General features: G+C 42.1%; 35 protein-coding genes. 28 read left to right on the top strand and 7 right to left on the bottom strand.

Annotated elements, in window-relative coordinates; translation table 11 throughout:
* Positions 1-23: 23 nt before the first annotated feature.
* The 5 genes from BET10_RS06310 (at position 24) to BET10_RS06290 (ending at position 1,903) form a co-directional block, all read left to right on the top strand.
* The gene (locus tag BET10_RS06310; protein WP_070984116.1) at positions 24-347 is read left to right on the top strand and encodes a hypothetical protein; all 324 of its coding nucleotides are present in this window, start codon (positions 24-26) and stop codon (positions 345-347) included.
* Positions 347-589 (top strand): hypothetical protein, encoded by a 243-nt coding sequence (locus BET10_RS06305; RefSeq protein ID WP_070984114.1) that lies wholly within the window; start codon positions 347-349, stop codon positions 587-589. The genes BET10_RS06310 and BET10_RS06305 overlap by 1 nt, the downstream gene beginning before the upstream one ends.
* A 10-nt stretch (positions 590-599) precedes the next feature.
* Complete coding sequence (locus BET10_RS06300; protein WP_070984111.1) at positions 600-1,082, top strand: hypothetical protein; 483 nt, start codon at positions 600-602, stop codon at positions 1,080-1,082.
* Positions 1,083-1,108: 26 nt separating this feature from the next.
* On the top strand, positions 1,109-1,372 hold the full coding sequence (locus BET10_RS06295) for a hypothetical protein (protein WP_070984109.1): 264 nt from the start codon (positions 1,109-1,111) through the stop codon (positions 1,370-1,372).
* A gap of 300 nt (positions 1,373-1,672) precedes the next feature.
* Positions 1,673-1,903 carry a hypothetical protein gene (locus BET10_RS06290; RefSeq protein ID WP_070984106.1) on the top strand — a complete coding sequence of 77 codons (231 nt, stop codon included), beginning with the start codon at positions 1,673-1,675 and terminating at the stop codon, positions 1,901-1,903.
* Here BET10_RS06290 and BET10_RS06285 read toward each other — a convergent pair.
* The gene (locus BET10_RS06285) at positions 1,900-2,259 is read right to left on the bottom strand and encodes a hypothetical protein (protein ID WP_070984104.1); all 360 of its coding nucleotides are present in this window, start codon (positions 2,257-2,259) and stop codon (positions 1,900-1,902) included. The genes BET10_RS06290 and BET10_RS06285 overlap by 4 nt on opposite strands.
* Positions 2,260-2,432: 173 nt before the next feature.
* Between BET10_RS06285 and BET10_RS06280 the strand changes: the two genes are divergently transcribed.
* Positions 2,433-2,789: a hypothetical protein gene (locus BET10_RS06280; protein WP_070984102.1), complete on the top strand. Its 357-nt coding sequence runs from the start codon at positions 2,433-2,435 to the stop codon at positions 2,787-2,789.
* 9 nt (positions 2,790-2,798) lie between these two features.
* Positions 2,799-3,209 (top strand): GNAT family N-acetyltransferase, encoded by a 411-nt coding sequence (locus BET10_RS06275; protein ID WP_070984100.1) that lies wholly within the window; start codon positions 2,799-2,801, stop codon positions 3,207-3,209.
* A 181-nt stretch (positions 3,210-3,390) separates the two neighbouring features.
* Here the strand turns inward: BET10_RS06275 and BET10_RS06270 are convergent, their stop codons facing one another.
* Genes BET10_RS06270 through BET10_RS06260 form a run of 3 tightly spaced genes read right to left on the bottom strand, consistent with a single transcriptional unit; the run spans position 3,391 to position 7,145 of the window.
* Positions 3,391-6,078, bottom strand: coding sequence for a sensor histidine kinase (locus tag BET10_RS06270; protein ID WP_070984098.1), 2,688 nt, complete (start codon positions 6,076-6,078; stop codon positions 3,391-3,393).
* Positions 6,079-6,129: 51 nt separating this feature from the next.
* Positions 6,130-6,654: a hypothetical protein gene (locus BET10_RS06265; protein WP_070984094.1), complete on the bottom strand. Its 525-nt coding sequence runs from the start codon at positions 6,652-6,654 to the stop codon at positions 6,130-6,132.
* 11 nt (positions 6,655-6,665) lie between these two features.
* A complete protein-coding gene (locus BET10_RS06260) occupies positions 6,666-7,145 on the bottom strand; it encodes a hypothetical protein (RefSeq protein ID WP_070984091.1) in 480 nt (159 codons plus the stop codon).
* 132 nt (positions 7,146-7,277) lie between these two features.
* Here BET10_RS06260 and BET10_RS06255 point away from each other — a divergent pair, with 132 nt between their 5' ends.
* The 5 genes from BET10_RS06255 to BET10_RS06235 are packed head-to-tail and all read left to right on the top strand — an operon-like array spanning position 7,278 to position 11,893.
* Positions 7,278-7,595 (top strand): hypothetical protein, encoded by a 318-nt coding sequence (locus BET10_RS06255; RefSeq protein WP_070984090.1) that lies wholly within the window; start codon positions 7,278-7,280, stop codon positions 7,593-7,595.
* Positions 7,596-7,624: 29 nt separating this feature from the next.
* Positions 7,625-8,053 carry a hypothetical protein gene (locus tag BET10_RS06250; RefSeq protein WP_070984089.1) on the top strand — a complete coding sequence of 143 codons (429 nt, stop codon included), beginning with the start codon at positions 7,625-7,627 and terminating at the stop codon, positions 8,051-8,053.
* A gap of 58 nt (positions 8,054-8,111) precedes the next feature.
* Entirely contained in the window at positions 8,112-9,017 is a 906-nt protein-coding gene (locus BET10_RS06245) for a hypothetical protein (protein ID WP_070984088.1), read from the top strand.
* Positions 9,017-10,654 (top strand): Mu transposase C-terminal domain-containing protein, encoded by a 1,638-nt coding sequence (locus BET10_RS06240; RefSeq protein ID WP_070984087.1) that lies wholly within the window; start codon positions 9,017-9,019, stop codon positions 10,652-10,654. Before BET10_RS06245 ends, BET10_RS06240 begins: the two co-directional genes overlap by 1 nt.
* Positions 10,655-11,893 carry an AAA family ATPase gene (locus tag BET10_RS06235; RefSeq protein ID WP_070984086.1) on the top strand — a complete coding sequence of 413 codons (1,239 nt, stop codon included), beginning with the start codon at positions 10,655-10,657 and terminating at the stop codon, positions 11,891-11,893.
* Positions 11,894-11,907: 14 nt separating this feature from the next.
* Here the strand turns inward: BET10_RS06235 and BET10_RS06230 are convergent, their stop codons facing one another.
* Positions 11,908-12,402, bottom strand: coding sequence for a hypothetical protein (locus tag BET10_RS06230; protein WP_070984085.1), 495 nt, complete (start codon positions 12,400-12,402; stop codon positions 11,908-11,910).
* A 61-nt stretch (positions 12,403-12,463) separates the two neighbouring features.
* Between BET10_RS06230 and BET10_RS06225 the strand changes: the two genes are divergently transcribed.
* From BET10_RS06225 to BET10_RS06155, 16 genes are all read left to right on the top strand, one after another.
* Positions 12,464-12,814, top strand: a complete 351-nt coding sequence (locus BET10_RS06225; RefSeq protein WP_070984084.1) for a hypothetical protein — start codon at positions 12,464-12,466, stop codon at positions 12,812-12,814.
* A gap of 1 nt (position 12,815) precedes the next feature.
* The gene (locus BET10_RS06220) at positions 12,816-13,226 is read left to right on the top strand and encodes a phage protein GemA/Gp16 family protein (RefSeq protein ID WP_070984083.1); all 411 of its coding nucleotides are present in this window, start codon (positions 12,816-12,818) and stop codon (positions 13,224-13,226) included.
* A complete protein-coding gene (locus tag BET10_RS06215; protein ID WP_070984082.1) occupies positions 13,204-13,398 on the top strand; it encodes a hypothetical protein in 195 nt (64 codons plus the stop codon). The genes BET10_RS06220 and BET10_RS06215 overlap by 23 nt, the downstream gene beginning before the upstream one ends.
* The gene (locus tag BET10_RS06210) at positions 13,388-13,786 is read left to right on the top strand and encodes a Mor transcription activator family protein (RefSeq protein ID WP_240503656.1); all 399 of its coding nucleotides are present in this window, start codon (positions 13,388-13,390) and stop codon (positions 13,784-13,786) included. Before BET10_RS06215 ends, BET10_RS06210 begins: the two co-directional genes overlap by 11 nt.
* Positions 13,783-13,947, top strand: coding sequence for a hypothetical protein (locus BET10_RS21440; protein ID WP_170829117.1), 165 nt, complete (start codon positions 13,783-13,785; stop codon positions 13,945-13,947). Before BET10_RS06210 ends, BET10_RS21440 begins: the two co-directional genes overlap by 4 nt.
* 171 nt (positions 13,948-14,118) lie before the next feature.
* The gene (locus BET10_RS06200; protein WP_070984080.1) at positions 14,119-14,346 is read left to right on the top strand and encodes a hypothetical protein; all 228 of its coding nucleotides are present in this window, start codon (positions 14,119-14,121) and stop codon (positions 14,344-14,346) included.
* The gene (locus BET10_RS21435; protein WP_170829116.1) at positions 14,343-14,483 is read left to right on the top strand and encodes a hypothetical protein; all 141 of its coding nucleotides are present in this window, start codon (positions 14,343-14,345) and stop codon (positions 14,481-14,483) included. Before BET10_RS06200 ends, BET10_RS21435 begins: the two co-directional genes overlap by 4 nt.
* A 139-nt stretch (positions 14,484-14,622) precedes the next feature.
* Positions 14,623-14,892: a hypothetical protein gene (locus BET10_RS06195; protein ID WP_070984079.1), complete on the top strand. Its 270-nt coding sequence runs from the start codon at positions 14,623-14,625 to the stop codon at positions 14,890-14,892.
* A complete protein-coding gene (locus tag BET10_RS06190) occupies positions 14,858-15,271 on the top strand; it encodes a glycoside hydrolase family protein (RefSeq protein WP_070984078.1) in 414 nt (137 codons plus the stop codon). The genes BET10_RS06195 and BET10_RS06190 overlap by 35 nt, the downstream gene beginning before the upstream one ends.
* The gene (locus BET10_RS06185; protein ID WP_070984077.1) at positions 15,268-15,519 is read left to right on the top strand and encodes a hypothetical protein; all 252 of its coding nucleotides are present in this window, start codon (positions 15,268-15,270) and stop codon (positions 15,517-15,519) included. The genes BET10_RS06190 and BET10_RS06185 overlap by 4 nt, the downstream gene beginning before the upstream one ends.
* Before the next feature lies 1 nt (position 15,520).
* On the top strand, positions 15,521-16,024 hold the full coding sequence (locus BET10_RS06180; protein WP_070984076.1) for a DUF1804 family protein: 504 nt from the start codon (positions 15,521-15,523) through the stop codon (positions 16,022-16,024).
* Positions 16,024-17,763 (top strand): hypothetical protein, encoded by a 1,740-nt coding sequence (locus BET10_RS06175; RefSeq protein ID WP_070984075.1) that lies wholly within the window; start codon positions 16,024-16,026, stop codon positions 17,761-17,763. The genes BET10_RS06180 and BET10_RS06175 overlap by 1 nt, the downstream gene beginning before the upstream one ends.
* Entirely contained in the window at positions 17,756-19,243 is a 1,488-nt protein-coding gene (locus tag BET10_RS06170) for a phage portal protein family protein (RefSeq protein WP_070984074.1), read from the top strand. The genes BET10_RS06175 and BET10_RS06170 overlap by 8 nt, the downstream gene beginning before the upstream one ends.
* Positions 19,236-19,850, top strand: coding sequence for a DUF3164 family protein (locus BET10_RS06165; RefSeq protein ID WP_070984073.1), 615 nt, complete (start codon positions 19,236-19,238; stop codon positions 19,848-19,850). The genes BET10_RS06170 and BET10_RS06165 overlap by 8 nt, the downstream gene beginning before the upstream one ends.
* A gap of 10 nt (positions 19,851-19,860) precedes the next feature.
* Positions 19,861-20,385 carry a hypothetical protein gene (locus tag BET10_RS06160; protein WP_070984072.1) on the top strand — a complete coding sequence of 175 codons (525 nt, stop codon included), beginning with the start codon at positions 19,861-19,863 and terminating at the stop codon, positions 20,383-20,385.
* A 7-nt stretch (positions 20,386-20,392) separates the two neighbouring features.
* Positions 20,393-21,526 carry a phage head morphogenesis protein gene (locus BET10_RS06155; protein ID WP_070984071.1) on the top strand — a complete coding sequence of 378 codons (1,134 nt, stop codon included), beginning with the start codon at positions 20,393-20,395 and terminating at the stop codon, positions 21,524-21,526.
* A gap of 370 nt (positions 21,527-21,896) precedes the next feature.
* Here BET10_RS06155 and BET10_RS06150 read toward each other — a convergent pair whose 3' ends face one another.
* Positions 21,897-22,160 (bottom strand): hypothetical protein, encoded by a 264-nt coding sequence (locus BET10_RS06150; protein ID WP_139158741.1) that lies wholly within the window; start codon positions 22,158-22,160, stop codon positions 21,897-21,899.
* 72 nt (positions 22,161-22,232) lie between these two features.
* Complete coding sequence (locus BET10_RS06145) at positions 22,233-22,775, bottom strand: helix-turn-helix domain-containing protein (protein WP_070984069.1); 543 nt, start codon at positions 22,773-22,775, stop codon at positions 22,233-22,235.
* Between the last annotated feature and the right edge of the window lie 240 nt (positions 22,776-23,015).

The following is a 23,015-nucleotide window of genomic DNA, read 5'->3' as shown; positions in this document are numbered from 1 at the left end:
CAACAACTAATTAAGGTTTGACTATGTATATATTTGCGAAGGTGTTTGAATCAAATGGATTTCAAGTGCTTATTAGAAAGTTCAATGGCAACGAGCAAGAAAGCGAACCGCCTAAAGTATCAATCATTCTCTATTGTGCCTGCGGTACCGAGGTCGACATAGGCGCAACATTTAACGGCCCAGAAGAAACTGCAATGCTAAGGGCTGAGCATTACTTCGAAAAGTTCGACCAGGATGCCGTTGATAGGATCACGTCATACATGGACCCTAGTTGGCCTGCGGAGCTACTCATGCTCCATTTAGAACAGCCTCTAGATTCTACGCTGCAAGAAGGAGAGAAAGCATAATGCCAAGCCCAACACAACAAGAACGGATCGACTCTGTTTGCGCGCATCGTGGAGTACCAGCGATAACCGTTGGCCAGCCATGTATTGTTAATGGTGAAGAAGGGGTAATTATGGATGGCAACTCATCAGCCAATTTTGATGTTCTATTCGTTGATGGGAACAAATACAACTGCCACCCGCATTGGAAAATGAAAATCCTATCTACCGATAAACAGCAAATCATCTATGAGCATAAAGACTAAGGGGGTCACTATGTTTAGCCTATTCAAAATTTTTAAAAAGAAGCCTAAAAAGCAATACCAACTAACTGAGTTTAGTTTTCGCCGAGTTCACAAAGGCCGCACACAGATTTATCACACAGCAACAAATGAATGGTTAACCTGGCATTTAATCGTTGATGACGTATTTGATGCGGCTGGCGAACATGTGACTGAAACCGATTTACACCATGCGCTGACTGATACAGACCTAGAACCAACAGCTAGCAGTAAGGGGCATGTTGACACAGACCATATTCCATTCACATCTGAAAATAGCCCGTTATCTAGCGATAGCGCATCCCGCGCCTTTGATTCTGCCATGTCTAACCTACCAAGCGGCAGTAACGGTTCGAGTACGTCATCTAGTTATGATTCGGGTTCAAGTTCGTCAAGCTTCAGCAGTTCATCTAGTTTTAGTGGCTCGTCTTACGACTCTGGCTCTAGCTCATCCAGTTCTAGCAGTTCATGTGATTAACCCGATTAATTATTTTGGATATATATATGACAGTTGAATTTGTACCGACAAAAGATATTTTCAATTTTGGCGCACCAAATGGTCACGTTTTTGAGATTCTAAAGATTGAAGAAGTGCAGGTATTACTAAATAACCCCCCATTGACTAACGACCCGCTAGAAGTATCTGAAGAGCAGGCAATCAAGCTAAGCGAAATTGTGAGCAACTGGAAGCCACCTGAAACTTGGAATGCTAATAAACAAATGTATGTCGAGTTTTTTGCTAAATGTGGGGGATTTAGTACATATTAACGCGTTAGTTTTAGAACAAGCGCGGTAACTCTCACCGCGCTTTTTACCCACCAATCACAAACTCACCCAACACAATCGCATGCAACCATGTTTAAACCGTGTTTAAACGGCGTTTAAATTTGTTTAAACCCTTTTTAGATGAACCTGACTACTACAAATGAGTTTTAACGCGTCAGAGCGCGTTTGAGGCGTTATTTTAAAAATAGGGGTAACACTGTCTACAAAACTTACTTTGTGATAAAAAATAAACACCCTGAGCGTTGGGGCTACAGGGCGTTTAACTTACTAAAAGGAATAACTATGTTTAACAACAAAAACCAATTCATTGCGTACGCGGCTGTACACCTAATGGCAGCAGATAATCACAGCTCATCAAAACTTTCACCTGAACAAGACGCTGTACAAGATGCCATTAACCTTTACAGTGAACTTAAAAAACAAGGGATCAACATTTACGCCAGCACTAAAAAGGTAGAGTTTAGTGAAGACTACCAAGCAACGATAGACAGCTTAAAAGACACAAAAAGCTAGTCGGCTACCGCCTGACTATGCAGCGTAGTTAAGGTTTTTAGCAAAGCGTCATACAGCTTGTCTTGTTTACCTTTTACCTTATGGAGCACAGAAGTTAGCGGCAACATAGGTAGAGCAGGGCGCTTTCCAAGCACCGTTGGTCCGCGCTCAGCTTCTACGACTTGTTGAATGCTATTGTAAATAATAAAATTCAACGCCTCTTTAGCACCATCTACCGGCTCTACTTCACATTTAAAATACTCTGCAACCATTTCCTGTGCGAGTGCTAGTTCCTCAGGTGTTAGCAGCTCAAGTTCAGCGTTTACTTGCTCTAGGCTTTCAAGTACTGGCTTCAAAATATACGTTACATCGTTCATTGGGTTTCCTATAAAAGGTCAATAAATTAGAAACCAAGCTTACGCGCGCGTGAGGTAATAACGCATATAGAAACCACTTTACATAGCTATTCTCATAAATTCCCACTTTTTGCTTTTATCACAAATACAAGTTAGATAAATTGAACCCTCAACATATTAAAAGGAGCGATTGGATGTTTGATCAATTAAAATGGTTATATTACACAATACTTGCAGGGGTGAGCCTAGGTGCATTCGCAGCCCTCCACGGGCTACTTAAAACAGACGAGCAAGAAGTCAAACTTGCTTCAATTAATGGTGACGCATACGTATTCGCTCTCGTAGACCCTAAGGGTTACAACGAACATATTGAAGAACCCTGTACAATTACATCTAAAGCAAGCTGGAAATTTTTACATGAGCACAAAGGGACAACGTACAAGGCAGATGTTAGGTTTAGACCTTTCGACAAAGTATGGAACCATTGTACGTTAACAAAAGTTTCAGAGGAGCATTTTCAACAGGCTCTAGCATCCTTCAGCCAACTTTAGGAGTACACAATGGAAGAGTACCCAGAAATATCTGCATTTACCGCTGAATTAAACACCTATTTAAAAGCGCGTTTTAACTACAAATCAGACCCAGCTGACGTAACAAATTTTGGCAAGACTATCGATACTAAGCGAGGAAAGTTTGAGCTTTACCTTCGTTACAAGCCAGACTATGACCCATATAGCCCAAACACTTTAGTAATTGCCAGAGTGTTTTTTTATAAAACGCGCCGTGGCCACGGCACCGATTTACTCAGGTTCTTTGTGTCTGTAGCGCCTAAGTTTGGTATTGAACATATAGCTGTTGAAATGGCGGGGCAGAATGCCACTGCATTTTGTAAGGCTCATGGATTTCAAGAAATCGCTAATAAGGTGTGGAGTGTTTCGGTTGAAAAACTTAAAAACAGAGCTGCAGCTTAAAAGCTCTGTTATTAAGCGGATTTTTATAAAGGCTTATTAGGCTTATATATGCTATAAGTCAGCTGCTTAGGACGTTTATTAGTGACTAATCCCCCGAACACTTTTTTCACGTGCTCAATATTCAGTTCTTTTATTTGGCTACTTTTCATATAGATTCCTTATATAGTTTGCTCTTTTTTTGTTACATCCTTTCCATTACTTCTTTTTGAATATCATCTCTGCTCACTCTTCCAACTTCAAGCAAAGGGAAGATCATTGCAACCTTAGTCCCTTTTTTTGAGGCTTTAACGTTAAGCCTAGTCTTATAGGTTTTAGCTATACGCCTCATTGAATAAATACCAGTGCCAAAGTGGAAGCGTGAATATAGATTAATGCCCTTACCATTGTCCTCAATACTTACATGAATCGTATCTAAGTACCTGTGCACATTGAGCTTCAATGTTGTAGCTGTCGCATGTTTAAGCGTGTTATCAACGCTGTGATAAATTACACTATAAATGTCTTTTTCAAGTTGACGCTCTAAGCGTTCGTCACCTAAAGAAACTCCGAAATCAAGTCTAAGATCACTAGTTATAGAGCAATGTACTTGCAACATATCAATTGCAACTTTTAGCTTTTCCTTACCTAGAGCCGCTTGGCCACGAGCAAGGGGATCTAGTTTGTATAGTGCATCATCAAGTTTTACCAAGCCCTCTGTTACCATTGTTGGATCACCACCGCACAGCGCCTTTGCTTCATGCACTTTTAAAACTGCATCACTTAATTCGTCACTTTGGTAACGCTGTTGATTCTTTCGAAACACTTTATGAAAGCTTTGAATCCAAAAGTACAAATATGCTGTAACAGCAGTGCCAATTAGAAGCGTTACAATAACATAGGCCATAAATGCAGTAGGGGATGAATACCAGGGCGCTGTAACCTGAAAGCTAAATTCTGTAACGGGACTATATCGCCCTTGATTCTCGATTCTAAATGCTGCTGTATATGACCCAGGTTTTAGATTGTGTAACTGAACACCTGGCGAAAATAATCTCTGCCACACATTATCATTTAATTGAAATTCAAATACATTGTTGTTATCACCAAAAAACTGATAGTCACTTACTGTAATCTCTATGTTTGGTTTAATTATCACAGTATCGTTAATTCTAAAGTTGACTTTGTTATCAGCTACTATGCTGGTCAGCCTTGGGGCGTTGAGCTCAACAGAACTTGCAGTGGTTAGCTCAAAGATATGATCTGTACTAGCTGCATATAAGCGTTCACCAAGAGCTTTTAAGCTACCAATAGTAAATGAATGCGATTCTGTTCCGGTTATCAGTTTAGTGTAGCTTTTCCCATGTTCTAGAATATGTACGCCATTGTTAGTAGAAAGGTATAGATTACTGTTAAATTCTACTAGCTCCTTAACAAACTTTGGAGAGCTTAACTGTTCCCACTGTTGGCCATCATGTTTTTGCCAAAGGCCCATGCCATATGTAGCTGCATACAATGTATTGTTTAACACAAAGCTGTCTGTAACTATTGCATCAACATCTAATGTTAGCTCAGACCAATTGTTCGCTTTTACATGTAGCAAGCCCTTGGTTGTAGATATGTATTTTGATTGACCGTGTATATTAAAGTCTAACACCTCAAAACTTGGTAGTAGCTCTTGTAATTGCTTATTCGGTAGAAGTTCTAAGTCATCGCTTACACTGATCACGCCTGTTTCATTAGTTGCTATGTGTAAGGTGCTATTTGCTACAGCAAAGTTGAGCACATAGTCACTGTGCAACTTAGTGACAGATTTAGTTCTCAAATCCACATAATAAGCGCCGAGGCTTGTACCAATTGCTACCCCACTTCTAAACAACTGCATAGCTGTAACTTCATACTGGCCCAGTGTTATTTGCTCACTCACCCAGTCGATAGGCTCGTACTTATCTTTCTGCTTGACGTATAAGCCTTTGGTAGTTCCTAACCATAAGTCGCCAGCTACCCATTCAATCACGTTATATTTTGAACCAAGGTTAATAGGGGTAGACTTTAGTCCAATTTCAACGGGCTCAAATGAATTTAGACCTATGCCCCAAATCCTGTTTTTATTATCTGAAAATAGCTCGCTATAGCTATTTTTTCTCGGGTTAATCGCTGTTCTAGAAACTTTTAAATCCGATAGCGTTAGTTCATGTACATTTTCGTTCTCTGTAATATATACGAAGTAAGGAGCAGCAAAGATGACATTATCAGCATCCTTTATACTGGTGTTAGTGATTATTTTTTGCTGAATTGTAGAGTAGTAACTAAGCCTATCATTAGCGAAATACACAACTCCGTGAGGAGTGGCACCGAGATCCCCCTTCTTGATATGAACCGCTTCAATTACAGTTACAGTACCATTCTTAACTAAGAACACACCTTCACTTGTCATCAAGTAAGCACTATCACCAAATGAATCCAGATCAATAACTCGGCCAACTCCATTGTAAATACTCTTTACAACACCACTATCGATATCAATTTGTTTAACATCACTTGCAGATAGAGTAAGTAGTTCTGTGTTCGTAACAGCTATTTTGGTGGATGAAACTGTAGCAATACGCTCTGATGTGAAAGTAGTTAAATTAGTTCTCCAAATATCGCCATTGGCGTACAACGTAAATAGAATTTCTTGGTGATATTCTATATCCCTAACTAAACCATTGGGTAGTTCAGCCACATCACTGAGCGCAATATAATGACGTCCATCATATCTATAAACGCCATTGTGAGACGATAGATAGAAGTTGCCTGTTGCATCTTGCTCAACAGCATTTAAATTTTCAAAATCAAAGGCTGTTGCGCAACACGCATAGATCAATGAGGACAAAAATAAAAGTACACGCATGAGATATTCCGTTCATAAAATTGGCCAACACACCCAGTTGGCCAGCACTTCCTAGTTTACTTCGTATGGATTATGGTCTCTTACTCCACAACCAGCTACAACTACAGGAACGTATTGCTCACTACTTATTGATTCATAATTTTCAACGTGAGCACCATTCATTGTAACAGATTTTAAGTTTCTGTTAAGTTTATTGGTGTTACTCTGTGAATTTTGCCAATTAAAGCTCTTTGTACGCTCAGCTAATACAAATAAATAGGTCGGTTTGCGAGGGTCAGAATTATTTTTTTTGGTATTCCATGCTGTCATAACCTGTTCGCCAGCTTTAACACCATACAAGTGTGTGTAGGCTGCAGCTAACAGCTGCGCACCAGAGTCGCTCATCACCATCAATGCAGTGTTTTTGTAGTCACTGCCACAGTCGAATGACACATCTACGTTAAGCGTTGAACCGTCAGGTAATAATAGATCAGCATTCATACGAGAAACGCGGGCACGGTCCTCAAGAGGGGTGAGCGCAGCTGCATTGATGCTTAGTACCGCTGCAGTGAGGGGGAGTAATAATTTTTTTAACATCTGGATTTCCTTTAAGTCATATAAAGCGCACCTTCCGCAACTGTTTTTACCATTACCTCATTAAAGTTGTACTCGAAAACTTTTTCTAAAAGCAGTGGTGTTAACTTGTTCCGTACCAAGAGTTCGCGCTCGGCATTTAAATGTTTATTAGTAAGAATGTCATCTAATACTTCTACTACGAGCTTATGCGCTGCAAGTACATCTGTAACAGCTAGCCGTTCAGTGTCATTATTATCTGATGGCTTCTCTTTATCATTGTTGACCTTTAGAGCACTTCCTGTAAACACTTCGTTAAGATCTATACCATGAGAAATACATCCGTTTATAACTCCTTCCCAAGGTAAACTATTTCTATTTCTAGCATTTCTAACAGCAGAAGCTGAAAGCCCTAACGCTCTAGAAAGTCCCGCATCACTGTCTACGTTAAATAACATATACAGTCGAACGTACACTTTTTGAACATCAACACTCTGAACTGTATCAAGAACCATATCCCACCGTCAATACATATGTATTATAAAAAAATAAAATTAAATATATTTGTATTTTTATTTGACAAAGAAATATACACATGTATTAATTTAACGAGTTAAGCATACATACGTACAATCGAGGTCATACAAATGAGTCAACCTAAAAAGTTAACATTCCCAGAGATACAAGAAAAGCTAAAAAGCAAAGATATTCTTTTTACAGACATTGCCGTCGCCTTAGAAGTAACCGTTAGCCATGTCACTCAAATAGCTAAATGCAAAGGCAAATCAAAGCGTGTAGCTGAGGCAATCGCAAATGCTTTGAAGCTCCCATTAAATCAAGTCTTTGGTACTGATTATATGCCAGCCTTTTCAGGCAGAAGCGCCCGAAGGAACGAAGTTGTAAAAGCTATTCGAGCGGGCAGACATGTTCCAGACCCTATCAGCATGAGCGCAAAAGCTGGCTAAAGCTAGGTTAATTTCAGGAGAAAATTACTATGAATAACGAACAGCAACTTACCAACATTCTCGATGCTGAAATACCGCCTGATTGTGACGTATATCATCAATTCGTACATTGCGTGAATGCATGTATGCGTCGTTGCGGCTTTACTAGAGCTGGCTTGGCTACCAGAATGAATCAAGCTCTAAAGGTATTAGAAGTTGAGGTAGATGAAGCGAAGTTAAATAAATGGTTTGCACCAAGTCAGCCAAATCACATGCCAATTCATTATTTACCAGCTCTTTGTTGGGCAACAAAAAGTATGGAACCAGTAAATATATTACTTAGCCCTTTAATGTTTAAAGCTTTTGACCAACGCGCACAGCTTCTACAAAAACATGCAGAAATGGAAATGCAAAAGCAGCAAATCGAAAAATCTCAGCAAGAGATCCTTAACTCAATAACCATTCCCACGGACCAATAATCAAGGCTTAGACCATGACAATCAAAGACCAAGATCTGCTTAAAATTTGGGGTTTGCTATGAGTAAAGAGTTAGTTGCCATGGTTGGTGATGAGTCCGCCGATGAGATCATGCATCAATTTTCTCAACTTGGTAGTTCATTACACGTTGAACTGCCTGAGTCCGTTGAAGATTGTATGAACAAAGTCGTTGCTCTGGCAAATAGACAGTTTTGTGATGCTGCAAAAATGGGAATGCATTTGCTTTGGCTAAAGTCTGTTACCAAACATGGTGAATATACAACGCTACTAAATGAAAAAGGAATACATGAGCGACTTGCTCGGCGCTCAATTGCAATTGCAAAAATGTTGCTCTCTTTACCTAAGAGCAAAACGGACAAATTGTCCGTTTTGAATATGAATCAACATCAACTCAGCGAACTAACCAAAGTACCTATTGAGACGCTTAAGGAGTTGGATGATGAAGACTACGAAGTACTAGCAGAAACATCCGGCACAGCGATTAAAAAGCAAGTAGCCGAGCTTATCGATAAAAAGACTGAACTCGAAGACACACTCGCTCAAACAATCAACGAGCTTGAAAACGAGCGCTTACGCAAGGCACCTACAACGCGTTTTGACTTGCCAATTTTTATTAGCGAGATACGCAAAGACGCGGTTGTACACACCGAACTCTTAAACGAAGCACTTCAACAGGCCCAAGCAGGCGTTAGGCAACTATGCGAGTTGCGATCACTTGATCTAACAGACCGCATTAGCGCAGCCCAAGTAGTCCACCACGCCTACGCCAGCATTTACACGCAAATTGGCACCATGCTCAGCCAAATACATATGGAATTTGGCAACCATGTGCAGGGTATCGACAACCTGCCTCAGTTTGACGATGCCGAATGGCAGTACGTTGATACTGAACGCGAGCGCCTTTTAGAGAGCTTTAAACTCGATTTAAACAAGGGGGATAAATAATGCACCCAGCCGTTATTAAGTTTAATAACCTCACTGTTATTGAACAAAAAACCCAATGGCAAAGCGCGGGGGAAAAGGCCCGTAAAATTGCCAACTTACGCGCCACTATTGTAAAACAGCTATTAACAAGTAGTGGTTCAATAGACGTTGCACTGGCGCAACTTCAAAAAATGCATGATACGGGAGCAATTTCGCCAGCATTAAGCCAAGCCATAACCACTATCGGTAAGTTTCCATCTCGTGCTACAGCGTATAACTGGTGTAACAGTTATAAAAAGCAGGGTATTGAGGGGTTGCTACCCAATCATAAAGGCCGTGTAGCACAAGCACCTGTTTGGGCAGCACGAGCATTAGCGTTATATCACACACCAAATTCACCGTCGTTTGCATTGGTAGCTAAAGATTTACGCGAAGAAGGGTTTGACGCGCAAGACTTTCAAGTACGCCGCTTTATAAAAACGATGCCGCACGAACTTGGCCCACAAAGCCCTTACCGCATGGGCGCAAAGCTATACCGTGAAAAACACAAAGACTTTAAGCTGCGCACCACTGAAAACATACCCGCAGGCTTTTTGTATAACGCCGATGGCCATTGTATTGATGTGTATTTAGCGCACCATGTTAGCGGTCATGCATTCAGATATGAGCTAACAGCAATTCAAGATGTACGCAGCCGAAAAATAGTTGGCTGGGATTTAAGCGAGGCAGAAAACTCACTGGCTACGTTACGCGCACTGACGGATTCACTTAAAACGCTCAACCACAGCCCCGCTATGTTTTATGTTGATAACGGCTCTGGCTATAAAGCCAATATGATGACAGACGAGTGTTGTGGTGTGTACTCCCAGCTCGATATAGAGCCTATTTTTGCCATACCTGGTAATGCACGTGCTAAGTGGATAGAGCGATTTTTTAAACACATGGAAGAGCATGTAGGTAAGCGTTTTGACAGCTTTTGTGGCCGTGGCCACGACGAACGTTTTAAGCAGTTAGTGTTAAAGGAGGCAAAACAAGGCAAGCGCCAGTTACCAACCCTTGCAGAATGGATAGAAGAATTTGAAGCATTTTTAGAAGACTACCACAACTCAGAGCACCCCGAGGAAAAGGGCAAAACCCGCAACCAAGTGTGGGATGAGAACTTAGTTCAAGATAAACCCATATCACTAGAGTTTGATTACCTAACCAAAGCCAGAGTAAACGTTCGCAGAGGCCAAGTAGTACACGACAAACGAACTTACTCAGCAGACTTTTTACACCAGTTCAATGGTCAGCAGCTGCTTGCTGGTTACAGCATGAAAAGCGATAAAACCATAAAACTCTATGAACTAACAGGCGAGTATCTGTTAACTGCACGGCTTAAAACCAAAGTATCAGCCATTCCAGAGTCGCGCATTGAGCAGCGCATACAAGAGCGCACCCAAAACCGCCTTAAACGCTTGGCTAAACACCAACGCGAAATTGAAGCACAAGCGGCTGAGTCTCGCATTGTAGACGTTGAAGCAGTGGAGCAACTAGCTGCTGACACCAACGCGCTTACGCAAAAACAACCGCAAACCTACGACCTAGATATTAACGACTTTTCAGTGAACTTAGACGAATACCAACAAGAGCCAGTATTTGTTTTGGAGGACGAATAAATGAAATTTACACAGCACTACAGCGAGCTACAGCAAAAGCAAGTAGCCATTTTAAATGCCGAGATTGAGTTGTTTGACATAAACCCAACGGAATATTGCCTTGGCTGGCCATTAGATCAAGTCAACACCATTCTAAATGGCGAAAGCCCCATCAACCCAAAAAAGGTTTTAGACAAACTTTGGGAGCACTTTTTTGCCGACTTTGACGCTGAAAACTTTGGTACTGACTCAGCTATCAGCAATACATATTCAGAAGATGACAAACTGGTGTTGGCACGCATTAAAAAGCGTATGCAAGATAAAGAGTTTAGAGGTCAAGGGGTTACAAGTAGCTCAATTGCATCACGACTCCGTAAAACAACTGGCATGGTAAGCCAGCTGTTAAACGGCAAATATGCGGCCAACCCAAGTAAATATTTGCACGAAGTATGGGCCATGCTGGAGCCAGCTGGGCTAGATGAAAAAACCGAAGAGCCTAAACAAGTCTCTGACATTAAACCAATACGTATACGTTACGGTGAAGTGCCGTTTGTACACACCAGTGTACCCAACTTAATTAAAATGGCGTGTGAGCAAGCGCGTGACCGCCGCCGGATTGCAGTGTTTGCAGGCCAAGCGGGGTTGGGTAAAACCAAGGGTATTGAGCGCTATTGTGATGATCACGACGATGCACTGCTTATTTACGGCAGTGAAGAAACCGCTTCAACACAGGTGCTAGAAAGCTTAGCCATTCAGCTGGGTATTGGTAAAGCCTCTAACTACAAGCGCCTACAAAAAATCATCAATGCGTTAAAAGACTCAGAACGTTTGATCATTCTAGATGAGGCCGACAAATGCCGCCCAAACGCGTTAGACCCATTACGCACCATTTCAGACCAAGCCCGCGTTGGTGTGGTGCTGGTCGGCAATATCAAACTGATTGACAAGCTACAAAGCGAGGAACGTTACGAGCTGATTTCAAGCCGCGTTTGTTTTTGGCCAAGCCCTGTTGGTGAACTACCCGTTACAGACATCAAAACCCTATTTTTTGAGCTTACCCAAAACACCATTCAAGTGGCTGAAGACAACGAAAAATGGTGGCAATGGTTACACAAACGCGTAGAGGGCAATGCTCGTATGTTGGTCGAAAACCTACTACCACACTTGCTTACCCACATTCGCAAAAACCCGAACAAGAAGGTTGACCGCCTCATGGTTAATTCAATCTTCTCAGCGATTTTAAACAAACCAACTATTTGAGGATCTGAACATGACTAATGAACAACTCGACGCACAAGTTGGCCAACACGGTACGGAGCTTCCCCCGAAAACGGCCATTCAATTAAATCATCTGGCAGCACGCCCTGACACAAGCGGGAAGCACCTTGGATGCGATCAAGATAAAACATTTGAGGATTCAAGATATCAGGCTCTTCTGCAAGGTTCTGATAAACCCGCTCAGCCTCACACAGTTGACTCACAACATAGTAGTACACAAGCAAAGTCGTTTGATCCTCAACGTCTGGAACTAAACATGACACGGCGGATGAAAAGGCTTGAGAACTTAACCCGCACTCGTACTCAGCTAGTAGAAGCGCTTTTAGCAACGCCTCAGACTGCTGGTTGTATTCGTGCTCCAGTTGAACAAATTCATTTGTCGACATTTCGCCGATTATTTTGCGTAGCGCATTGGTGTGCGAGGCAGGTAACGCGGTTACAAGCGCTGTTTTTAAAGTACCGCATAGTTTAGCAATTTTATTGAAATCCATTTTAACCCTTAAGTAAATAAAAGCCTTGCTGCAACAAGGCTAATTAACAGGAATACACAACATGCCATATTCAATAGAAATTAACGAAGGATTTTTCAGCGCTAAGTTTGTAGTTAGCAACAACATAAACAACACAAGAATACTCAGTGTATTAGGTAAATACGACCCAAACGGAGTAATCCTAGACAGCGTTAACGGCAATACAAAAGCCGCGTATGCAATTTTGCTTGGTGCTAAGTTATACGAATGCAAACAACTTGAGAAGGTAAATTCGTCGGTAAGTTTTACCAACGAATTTACCAATCGTTATTCGGATATAGCGATATTGTACAAATCAGACTGGCAGGGGTGGGATGTAAAAATCTCCAAATTCTGCCTGCTACCTGACTTTTCAATTGAAGAGGTGGCATAGCATGAACCTCATTCAACAAATCAAAGCTACTCAGCGCCACGCGAATATAAGTGACGATGCACACCGCCAAAACGTATTAGAGGTAAGTCGCTACCGCGTTTCTACCTGTACAAAACTGACGATTGATGAGCAGAAGAAGTTGCTCAGCCGCTATCGTGGAATGAACGTTAACAAGCCAAAAGCAAAAGCCAAACTACCAGAAGCGCTAAGGCACATTTATCGCCTTTGGGGCTTACTGGCTAGAAAAGGACTAGTCGATGTTGACAGCAAACAAGCCTGCGAAACGTTTTGCGCAAAATACACCAATGGCCAATCGTTGTATAACGCCAAAAAACACTGGCAAAGGTTAATTGAAATTCTCAAAAACTGGTTAGAGAGAGGGCAGACCGATGTGCACAATCAACGAGTTTAATAAGTTTGCGATAAACCCTAATCGTGTGCCATACACTGAGAACGTGGGTTCACGCCCACCTAGTGCAAAGGATGTTAAGCGTTGCCGTAAGCGGTGGCAGCTTGAAGATGAGCTAGACAGACGAGCAATTGATAAAGCATATAGTTTGGATGGGCTTCTCGATGATGACTGAACCACAAATTGATTTACGTGCACTACCTGCAGGTATTCGCGAGTTTGTAAAAGTGATGGGGGTAGAACGAGCTATTGCGGTTTTAACCGAGCAGCAGGGGCAAATGTTTTACATTCCCAAACACCCAACACCCGAATGTGCGTTTGTAAAAGCGTTTGGGTTAGATATGTGCATCGCGCTTGAACGCTACGCCGAGCAACAGTATCAAATACCGATGCTTCACAAAGTACTGGTGCAAGTTCGCGACCAAACAATAGTGGCTGAAGTAGCCAATGGCACAACAATCCAAGAGCTAGTGAGGCGCTTTAAAATCACCCGCCAGTGGATCACGAAAATACTCAAAGAGCAGGGCGAATACAAAGAGCACCAATTGGAGTTTAAATTATGAAATTAGCGGTAAAACAATTGATTTATGTTTGCTTGGTTGCGCTGGGCTATGTGATGGGTGCAACAGCCCAAAATGCCGACCAAGTAAGTGCTATAAACGACTGCCCAGGACGTAACGGAGGGCTGTCTATACCACCTGATATGCCGCGCGATGCGGGGTGATAACTTTGTGTTACTTACCGCTTTGCAACTAAGCGGTGGTAACACACCCAAATCATGGATGTTTAAAACGGGTTTAAAAATTTTAAACAACCACATTAAACAACGAAAACGCCTCGGCTTACCCTTGTTTGACCTAGAACAAGAGTTAGAAGAGGCTAAGAGAGAAATAGTATGAATACATTTGTAGTGCTGCTTTGGAAAGATGCACGAATTGCTACCAACGAACTGCATGGTGTAGTAGAAATTGACGAGCATGATATAGCTCGGCTTGTGGCTGAAAAATATGAAGATGAATCTGGTAATAAGGTGAACCATTATGAGTTGAGAGGCATTGTTACAGAAGCTGACGAGCTTTATGCAAACTTACCTCGCTTAGAGTTAGGGTTGGAAAATTTATGACAGACAAAGCAGAAGTGACCAAATTCGATGTAGAAGCACGTTGCCCTCATTGTGACGAAGATTCGTCAGTGTATGAAGATGAGTACAAGGCTGGATATGTAACTTGCCAACATTGTGATGAAGAATTTGAAGTTTAAACCATGTTTAAACCCAATTTAAACGGCTGGTATTGCATACTAGCCGTTTTTAATTTAGCCTAATTTAGTCGCCTCAATCCCACCTTTGCAAATTAGTTTACATATCCCACTGCCTTAAAAAAATAGCCATTATTGCCCCATGAGCAAAGCAAAATCATTGCCTGTGTGGGAATTGGCTCAGCGTATTGTTGCTGCAAAAACGCGAGAAGAAAAACAAGCGATTGCTGCGTTATGCGAGCCGCGGTATTTACAGCTTTTGCGCAACGCCGTAAAAGCGCTGTTAGCCAAACAACGAGCTGCAAAGCCCCCTAAACCTGTGCCTGAATGTTTTGTTCGTATCAAAAACAAACTAAAGCAATCTGCGCAGGTGAACCATGGAAAAACAACTACAACAACTAAAACGCCATGAGGGGTTTATGCCCAATGCCTACCTCTGTACACAGGGTAAGCAAACCATAGGTTATGGTCGAAACTTAGAAGACAGAGGCATAACAGAAGACGAAGCACTGTATTTACTACGTAATGACTTAAAGTATTTTACAGAGCAAGTAGAAAGCAACATCAACACATCAAAGTGTAACCCTGCCCGAAAAGCCGTATTAGTAAACATGGCGTTTAACCTCGGCATCTCTGGCCTACTGAAATTCAAAAATACCATTGCAGCCGTTCAGGCAGGCCAATGGGAAACCGCAGCAATAGAAATGCTCAACTCTCGCTGGGCCGTGCAGGTAGGTAGCCGCGCTGACGAACTGGCCGACCAAATGGCAACAGGGGAGTGGCAGCTATGAGTCCTGAGCAAGAGAATTTGTTGTTCCAATCAATAGGCCAAATTCAAGCAACACAAACCGCGATTTTAAAAGAAGTGACAACAATTAAAAATGACCTCACTAAACGGGTCGATGGTATAGAACAACGCGTTGAAAAGGTAGAAACACAAGTCACTAAAAATCGAATTAAAATGGCTGGAATAGGCGGTGCAACAAGTCTAGCTGTCGCAATTGCTGTCGAAATTCTAAAAATTAAAACTGGGGGATAACATGGCCCACAGTTTAGATATTAAAAACGCCGTACGCCATAGCTATGTAAACGAGCTATTGGCGTTATCTGTTGCAGCGATAAAACATAGTGTGGCTGATGGCACTGCACGACGTTGGAAAGCAGAGGCCAAAGCCGACGGTGACGATTGGGATTTAGCCCGTGCTGCAGCGCGCAAATCTGTAGGGCCAGCAGGGGAATTTACGCAAGATTTCATCGAAGAATTTACCATCCAAATAAATGAAACGTTCAATCTACTCAAGCAACAAAGCGACGAACTGACGTTAGAGCAGCGCCTAAAAGCACTCAACTCATTAAATGACATGATGTATAAGGTGATGAAAAATAGCGGTGGTAACAAACGCTTAGAAAAGCGCGCTATTGCAGCCGAGGTAATTAAAAAGCTCGCTCAGTTTGTATCGTCTCATCACCCTGAATTTGCAGAAGCGCTAGTGCAAATCCTACACGCATTTGGCCCACGTTTAGACAAAGAGCTAGACGACTAATGGCAGATATGAACTCCAAAGAGTTTTTGCGAGAACTCGAAGACATTGCAGGCACACTACGCCGCGATATTGAAGCCAAAGAGCGCAACATCGACCCAAGCCCTGCCGCTATTTTAGAGCGCCGAAAACGCGTGCTTGGCGGTGACTTTGAGTTTTTTGTTTATACCTACTTTCCGCACCACATGTGGCTTGATGAAGGGCAAGAGGCAAGTGAGTTTCAAGACTATTTTAATAAATGGTTTCCTAACGCTATTGTGCTACCAAACGGTTGGAAAAATTGGTTTGCAGCCCCTCGTGGAGAGGCAAAAAGTACACTGGCGGTAAAAATTTCCCCCATCTACGTTGCTATATTGGCATTACTACAAGATGAGGATGTCTGCAATGCGCTTGGGTTAGAGCGCCCAGCTATTTTTATTGACTACGCCATATTATTTGGCGCTGAGACAAAAATGCCAGCAAAAACGCTGGAAGTAGTCAAAACTGAATTGCTTAATAACAACAACCTTGCGCTAGACTTCCCTGAAGTGTGCATATCAACAAGCGTATGGAAAATTGGCGAGTTTGTTACAGCTCAAGGTGTGCGTTTTGAAGCGCGCGGAGCTGACCAAGCAGTACGTGGTGCATTCCACAATGCGAGTCGCCCTAAACTTATTTTGTCTGACGACATTATTACCGATAAAGAGGCAAAATCGGCCACAGAGCGAGAAAACCGCTGGCGATTTTTAGAGGCTGGTGTGCAATACCTTGGCCCACCTGACGGCTCAGTTAAATTCCTAGGTGTAAACACCGTACTCAACAACGACGACCCTATATCACGTGCTGAGAGTGCACCAGGGCATATCGTTCACAAGTTCAAAGCAATCTCTCAATTTCCTGAACGCATGGATTTATGGGAGCAATGCCGCGAGCTGATGCTACACAAAGATAAAGAGTACGAAAAGCGCGAAGCCGCAAAAGGTAACGCGGTTGCCACACAAGACAAGCCAAGCTTTAAATTTTGGCTTAAGAATAAAAAGCAAATGAGTAAAGGGGCTAAAACGAGCTGGCCAAGCGTACGTTCACTCTACGATTTAATGTGTATGTGGGCTGCAAATAAACGCGAGTTTAACCGCGAAATGCAGGGCATAGCCAAAAGCGATGAAGAGCAAATATTCTTTCAATTTGAGTTTTGGGTAGACCGCTTAAACACATGGATACCTTACGGTGCGTGTGACCCAAGCATGGGGAAATCAGCGGGGGCGGACCCCAGTGCTTTGTTAGTCGGCCTATTTAGTAAAGAGCTGGGCAAACTACACATTGAGTACGAAAGCCGAAAGGTACGCGGTGCAAGTAAACTGCTAAACGATCTAATAAGAGCACAGAAAGAATACAACTGTATTTTATGGGGGTTTGAAAACAACAATGCCTTTGAGTACATGCGCACAGACTACATTAAACGTGGGCTTGATCAGGGAATTGCATTACCTTTGCGTGGTGTCACTGCAACTGTTAGCCAAGAAGAACGCATTGAAGGTTTAGAGCCATACGTTACCAATTCACCAGCACAAATAGCGTTTAGCTCAAGATGCCCACTCATCATTGATGAGTTAGAAAACTGGCCCGACAAACAAACTACCCACCACTACGACTTGAGCAGTGCGCTCACAATTCTATGGATGATTGCCAGTACAGGCGCTGGCGGTATGCCCAAAGTACGCAGTAGAAAAGTAACTAAATCAATAGGGGGCTACCATGTCTAAACCGCATTTAAGCTATAAGGGTTATCGAGCATTACAAAAGATGTTCAACATGAACCAAAGCGACCCAAATACATGGGCGATGATGCGCGAGCTACCAAACCCCGACCAAATACTGCGAAAAGCAGGTAAGTCAGCCATGGTGTACGACGAAATTGCCCGCGATGCTCATATGATTGGTGAGCTACGTTCACTACGTTCAGGCATGTTCGCATTCAATGCCGAGTTGGTACCAGGTGGCGATGACGCTGCGAGTAAAAAAAGCTATGAACTCGCCAAGTCACTCATGGCTAGCAAACCCGCAATTAATACCGAATGGATGGATATTGATTGGCACAATTACAGCGCAATTTTACGCGGGTTCTCGGTTACTCACCTAGGCGCATTTGAAAAGTCGGACAACAGTTGGCTACCCAGCAAAATTGAAATGTGGCCATCACGACGGTTTGTATTTACTCCTGATCACGAACTGTTATTACGCACTAAAGAAAACCCACAAGGTGAACCATTATTAGATCAGCGTTGGTCCTGCGTTAGGCATATGCCAGAGGCCGATAACCCATACGGTATTGCACTGCTGAGTAGCTGCTTCTGGCCGTGGATGTTTAAGCATGGCGGATTCAAGTTTTTTGTCCAGCTCTGTGAGCGTTTTGGTGTTCCGTTCCCTGTTGGAAAACACCCAATAGGCCAAACAGATGATCAAGTTAATGAACTAATTGAAGGGTTAGCCAAGCTAATCACTGATGGAATAGCAGTAATTCCTGATGACTCGTCAATTGAGATCATTGAAAGCAAACTGAGCGGCGAGCCAGTACAAAAGCAACTCATAGACCTGTGTAACGCTGAAATGAGTAAGGCTATTACCTCTCAAACATTGGCGACTGAGCAAAAATCGGGGGGTGCACGCGCTGCAAGCGAAACCCACGCTAAACGCGCAGGTGAAAACCAACGTGCAGATAGGGCGCTTGTTTCAAGTTACCGAAACCAAATATTAGAAACCATTCACCAAGTTAATTTTGAAGGTGGTGAGCCGCCCAAATACATTTGGCGTGACAAAAAAGACATTAATTTAGACACCGTAAGCTACGTTCGTGAAAGCGCGAAAATAATACCTGTCACCGAAGACTATGCCTATAAAACACTGGGTGTTCCAAAGCCTCAAGACGGCCAAAAATTACTGGAAATAAAAGACGACGGCGCTGGAATTGCCACCGCTGCAAAACAGGACTTTGCAGCTACGGACAACAACCACACTGATGTGACCCACTTCGACGAATTTGACCAAGCTACACACACAGAAATTACCAAAATTTTTGAGTTTGCAAAAGGCTCTGAGTCGCTCGATGAACTAAAACAAAAAATCCTTTCTGAATTCCCAAATATCAGCTCAAGCGCGCTGGCCGATGTGGCAAGCAAAGCATTTGAGCTTGAGTTTTTGCAAGGGATGAACGAAGCCAACACTGCGGAGATAAACAATGACTGATATACCTGACGGTTACATGAAAGACGGCAAAGGCAATCTAGTTGCCATAGCAAACATCAAACCAGCCGACTTAATTAAAAATGATTTTGTTACGCAAGCCGTAGCGTTGGCTGAAAAACAGCAAATGGCATTGGCTGAGTTCAAACGCCAGCAAATGGAAGAGGCTGACAATTTTATGGAGCTACTGGCCCAAGAGTACAACGTTAATATGGGAGGAAAGAAAGGTAATGTCACGCTGCGCAGTTTCGATAATAAGCTTGCTGTAAGCATACAATCTCAAGAGCGTATCGAACTAGGCCCTGAGGAGAAGCTAGCAACAGAACTCATATTCCAGTGCCTAGATGAATGGTCTGAAGGTAGTAATAAAAACATTAAAGCTGTCGTCAAAAAAGCATTTTCTACTGACAAACAAGGCAAGGTTAATCCGCAGCGTATTTTAGGCCTACGCCGTCTGGAGATTGTTGATGAAACGGGCAAATGGCAACGAGCTATGGACATATTGGCTGAATCAATAAACGTAATAGATAGTGTGCGCTTCATTCGCTTTTACAAACAAGATGAACACGGCAACGACAGCGCCGTTTCACTCGATATAGCCAAGCTGTGAGGTGAAAAGTATGGAACCAGTAACAATTGCACTCGGTTTGGCAAAGCTGACGGGCCTAGACAAAAAAATAGGAAAATGGATAGGTGGTGATAATGGCGCTGAAGTAGCTTCAAGAGTAGTAGATATGGCACAAACACTTACAGGAGAAAGTGACCCAAGCAAAGCCGTTGATAGAGTGAGCCAAAACCCAGAGTTACAACATCAATTTAGAACCGCAGTGCTCAATAAAGAAGAACTATTAGAGAAAATAGCACTACAAAACCTTCAAAGCGCGAGGGACATGCAAAAAGAAGCGTTAAAGCAAGATGACTTAGAGTCTAAACGCTTTATTTATCGATTTTCATGGTTTTGGGCCATAGCGGCTTCTTTATATGTAGCAGCTGTAACATTTCTTAAGATACCAGAAGGGTCTGAACGCTTTGCTGATACCGCTTTAGGATTTATTTTAGCAACTGCCTTAGGTGGTATGTTTAACTTTTTCTATGGCTCTAGCCAAGGTTCAAAGGAAAAGACCGACAAGTTACTAAGAAAATAGGGCGCTTATGCCAGTTTCTCCGCAGTATGGCCGAATCATTAAGTTTGACGAGGCCGTTTCACATCTAAAACAAAAAATCCAGATTCCTACAGAGTCCTACAAAGATTTACTGGGCCATATTCATGCTCGGGCGTTTACAGTAGCAGGTGCTACCAAAACACAGCTTTTGGATGACTTATACAAGTCAGTGGTAGCGTCAATTGAACAAGGCGAGACGATCACGTCTTTTAGAAAACGTTTTGATGAAGTAGTCGCAAAACATGGCTGGTCGTACAATGGTAAGCGAGGCTGGCGAACTCAAGTTATTTACCAAAATAATAAGAATACTGCCCGTGCTGCGGGCCGTTGGCAACAGCAAGAACGTATAAAGCACCGCAGGCCATATTTACTGTATTTGACAGCAGGTGATCAACGAGTAAGAAAAGAGCACCAAAAGTGGCACTATATATTACTACCGTTGGATCATAAGTTTTGGGACTCACATTATCCGCCAAATGGCTGGATGTGCCGTTGTAAAGTAGTCAGTCTGAGCGATGCTGATATAGAGCGTATGGGCATAACGGTTACACCTGACCACGTAGTCGAGCCATTACTAAAACCATTCAAAGTGGCAGACCCAGAAACGGGCGAAGAGTTAGAAAAGTTGCCAGGCATCGATCTCGGCTGGAATTATAACCCTGGTAAAGCATGGTTAGGTGCCGACAAATCAACGGGGGAAATGTTGGGGCGCTTAGATAAGAATTTAAGAGAAGTAGCCACACCCATTTTCAACGAGATCATAAACCAAGGCGAAAGCTATTTTAAAAAGCAGTTGGCAACGGCTGCAGCTAAACAAGCACTAAGCAAAATAGATTCTGGTACCGTGTTTGTTTTAGGCCATATGCAAAGCGATGTATTCGAGAAAGTCATAGCTAAGTCACCAAAAACAAAAAGCACGTTAATCGTCATAGAACACCACGCAATGATGAGCGCTATAAATGTATTAGGTTATGAAAAAGCCACCGAGCTAATAAATATTGTGCAAGCTGGTACATATGTATCGTTCAATACAAGTGTGGTTAAGCTAGAACTAAACGGTGTGATCATCACTGTGCAAATAGACGGTGATTTTAATCGTGTGGTAGCAATCCAAAAGATTTAAACCGTGTTTAATGTGCGTTTAAAGGCTATTTAAACTCAATTTAAAACGGCGAATTTCGGTCTAATTCTAAACGTCGAATGAGCAGGAATGATCGCAGAATGAGTCAAAATGAGCTGGTTTTGTCTAAAAACAAACGTAATTTGATTTTGATGAATTTTAAGGCTAGGATATTCGAAGTCCTTAATTAATAGGGGCTTCAGAGCAATCGAATCTTAAAATTCTAATCCCTCTTAAATCTAGAAATGAACAACCCCTTACAGTTAGAATGGTATTTTGATTAAAACGTAGAAGAACACCCGTCATTGTGCGGGGTTTTAGCGTATTTAACATAACGTAAATTATGGGCTATGAAATTACACGGAAAATAAATTTAATTAGCCACTGAGTCTAAGTGAACCCTCATCCTCAAATTGCATGCTATCTCTTCAGATTGGTCCATTATCAAACTGATTAAAGGCTCAACATCCTCAAAACTTGCACCACCTGTTAATACTGCATACAGGCCCACGCATAGCTGATGATGTGAATTAGCGTTCATCAAAATATTTTCACATGAAAAATTTTTATGGATTGAATTATCTGGCATTGATACCACATTGATTGTTGGTACCGAAATGTTATCGTTAGTAGACATATTAAATCTCCAGTATGGTTTAGTGTGTAAAGCCCCATGTATGCGTTGCAGCGCATGCATGGGAATCAAAAATCATTTCTTTTTCTTTCTTTTACGCCTTGCACTAGCCCTCTTCGAATTCGAAGGAGCACAGTGATTAGAAATATACCCCATAGGGTTTTCCCCCATTGAAAGCAGAGCATCAACAGGAACATCGTGGATTACCTTACTATCAGTATCATCAAAGTCATCCGGGTGAGGTAAATCATAAAAACAGCTTTTAATACTACTAAAATCAGGTTCATTATCAGCCTGAGAAGAGCAATTCTTTTCATCAACAAGCAAAGGCTCATCAATCACCTGTTCATCAAACTGAAAAAGACTACCAAGGCTGTAAACGGACTTCTTACCGATTGAATGCTTAGACTCAAAGAAACCCAAATCAACAAGCTTAGAAACGCTGGTGTAAACAGTTTGACGAGAACAGTTACACACGTCAGATAACCCATTCAAAGAAAAAGACTGTCCAGAGTGCAAAAACTGAAACATACGTATACAGACAAGCTGTTCAACAGGTTTAAGTGACATGGACTTATAGTCAAACTCGAAAACAGCATTTAAAGGCAATGATTGCATATTTTACCCGTTAAAAATAATGACCAGTAAAAATATATAACACGTCATTATAATAAACAACATGTATTTATATAAATTCCCACAATTCTATAAGCCTTAAAATATGAGCTGCTATGCAGCCCTATTAAAATAAGGCCATGTTAATATTTTTAACAGGTCACATCTTGAAGCCCATAGTTTAGCTGGGAGTTATACCCCGTAATACAATCACGGGGTATTTTTTCAACTGCTCAGCTCAGG

The sequence above is a fragment of the Pseudoalteromonas amylolytica genome (assembly GCF_001854605.1).
Lineage (GTDB): Bacteria > Pseudomonadota > Gammaproteobacteria > Enterobacterales > Alteromonadaceae > Pseudoalteromonas > Pseudoalteromonas amylolytica.
This window is presented reverse-complemented; position numbering and strand designations above follow the sequence as displayed.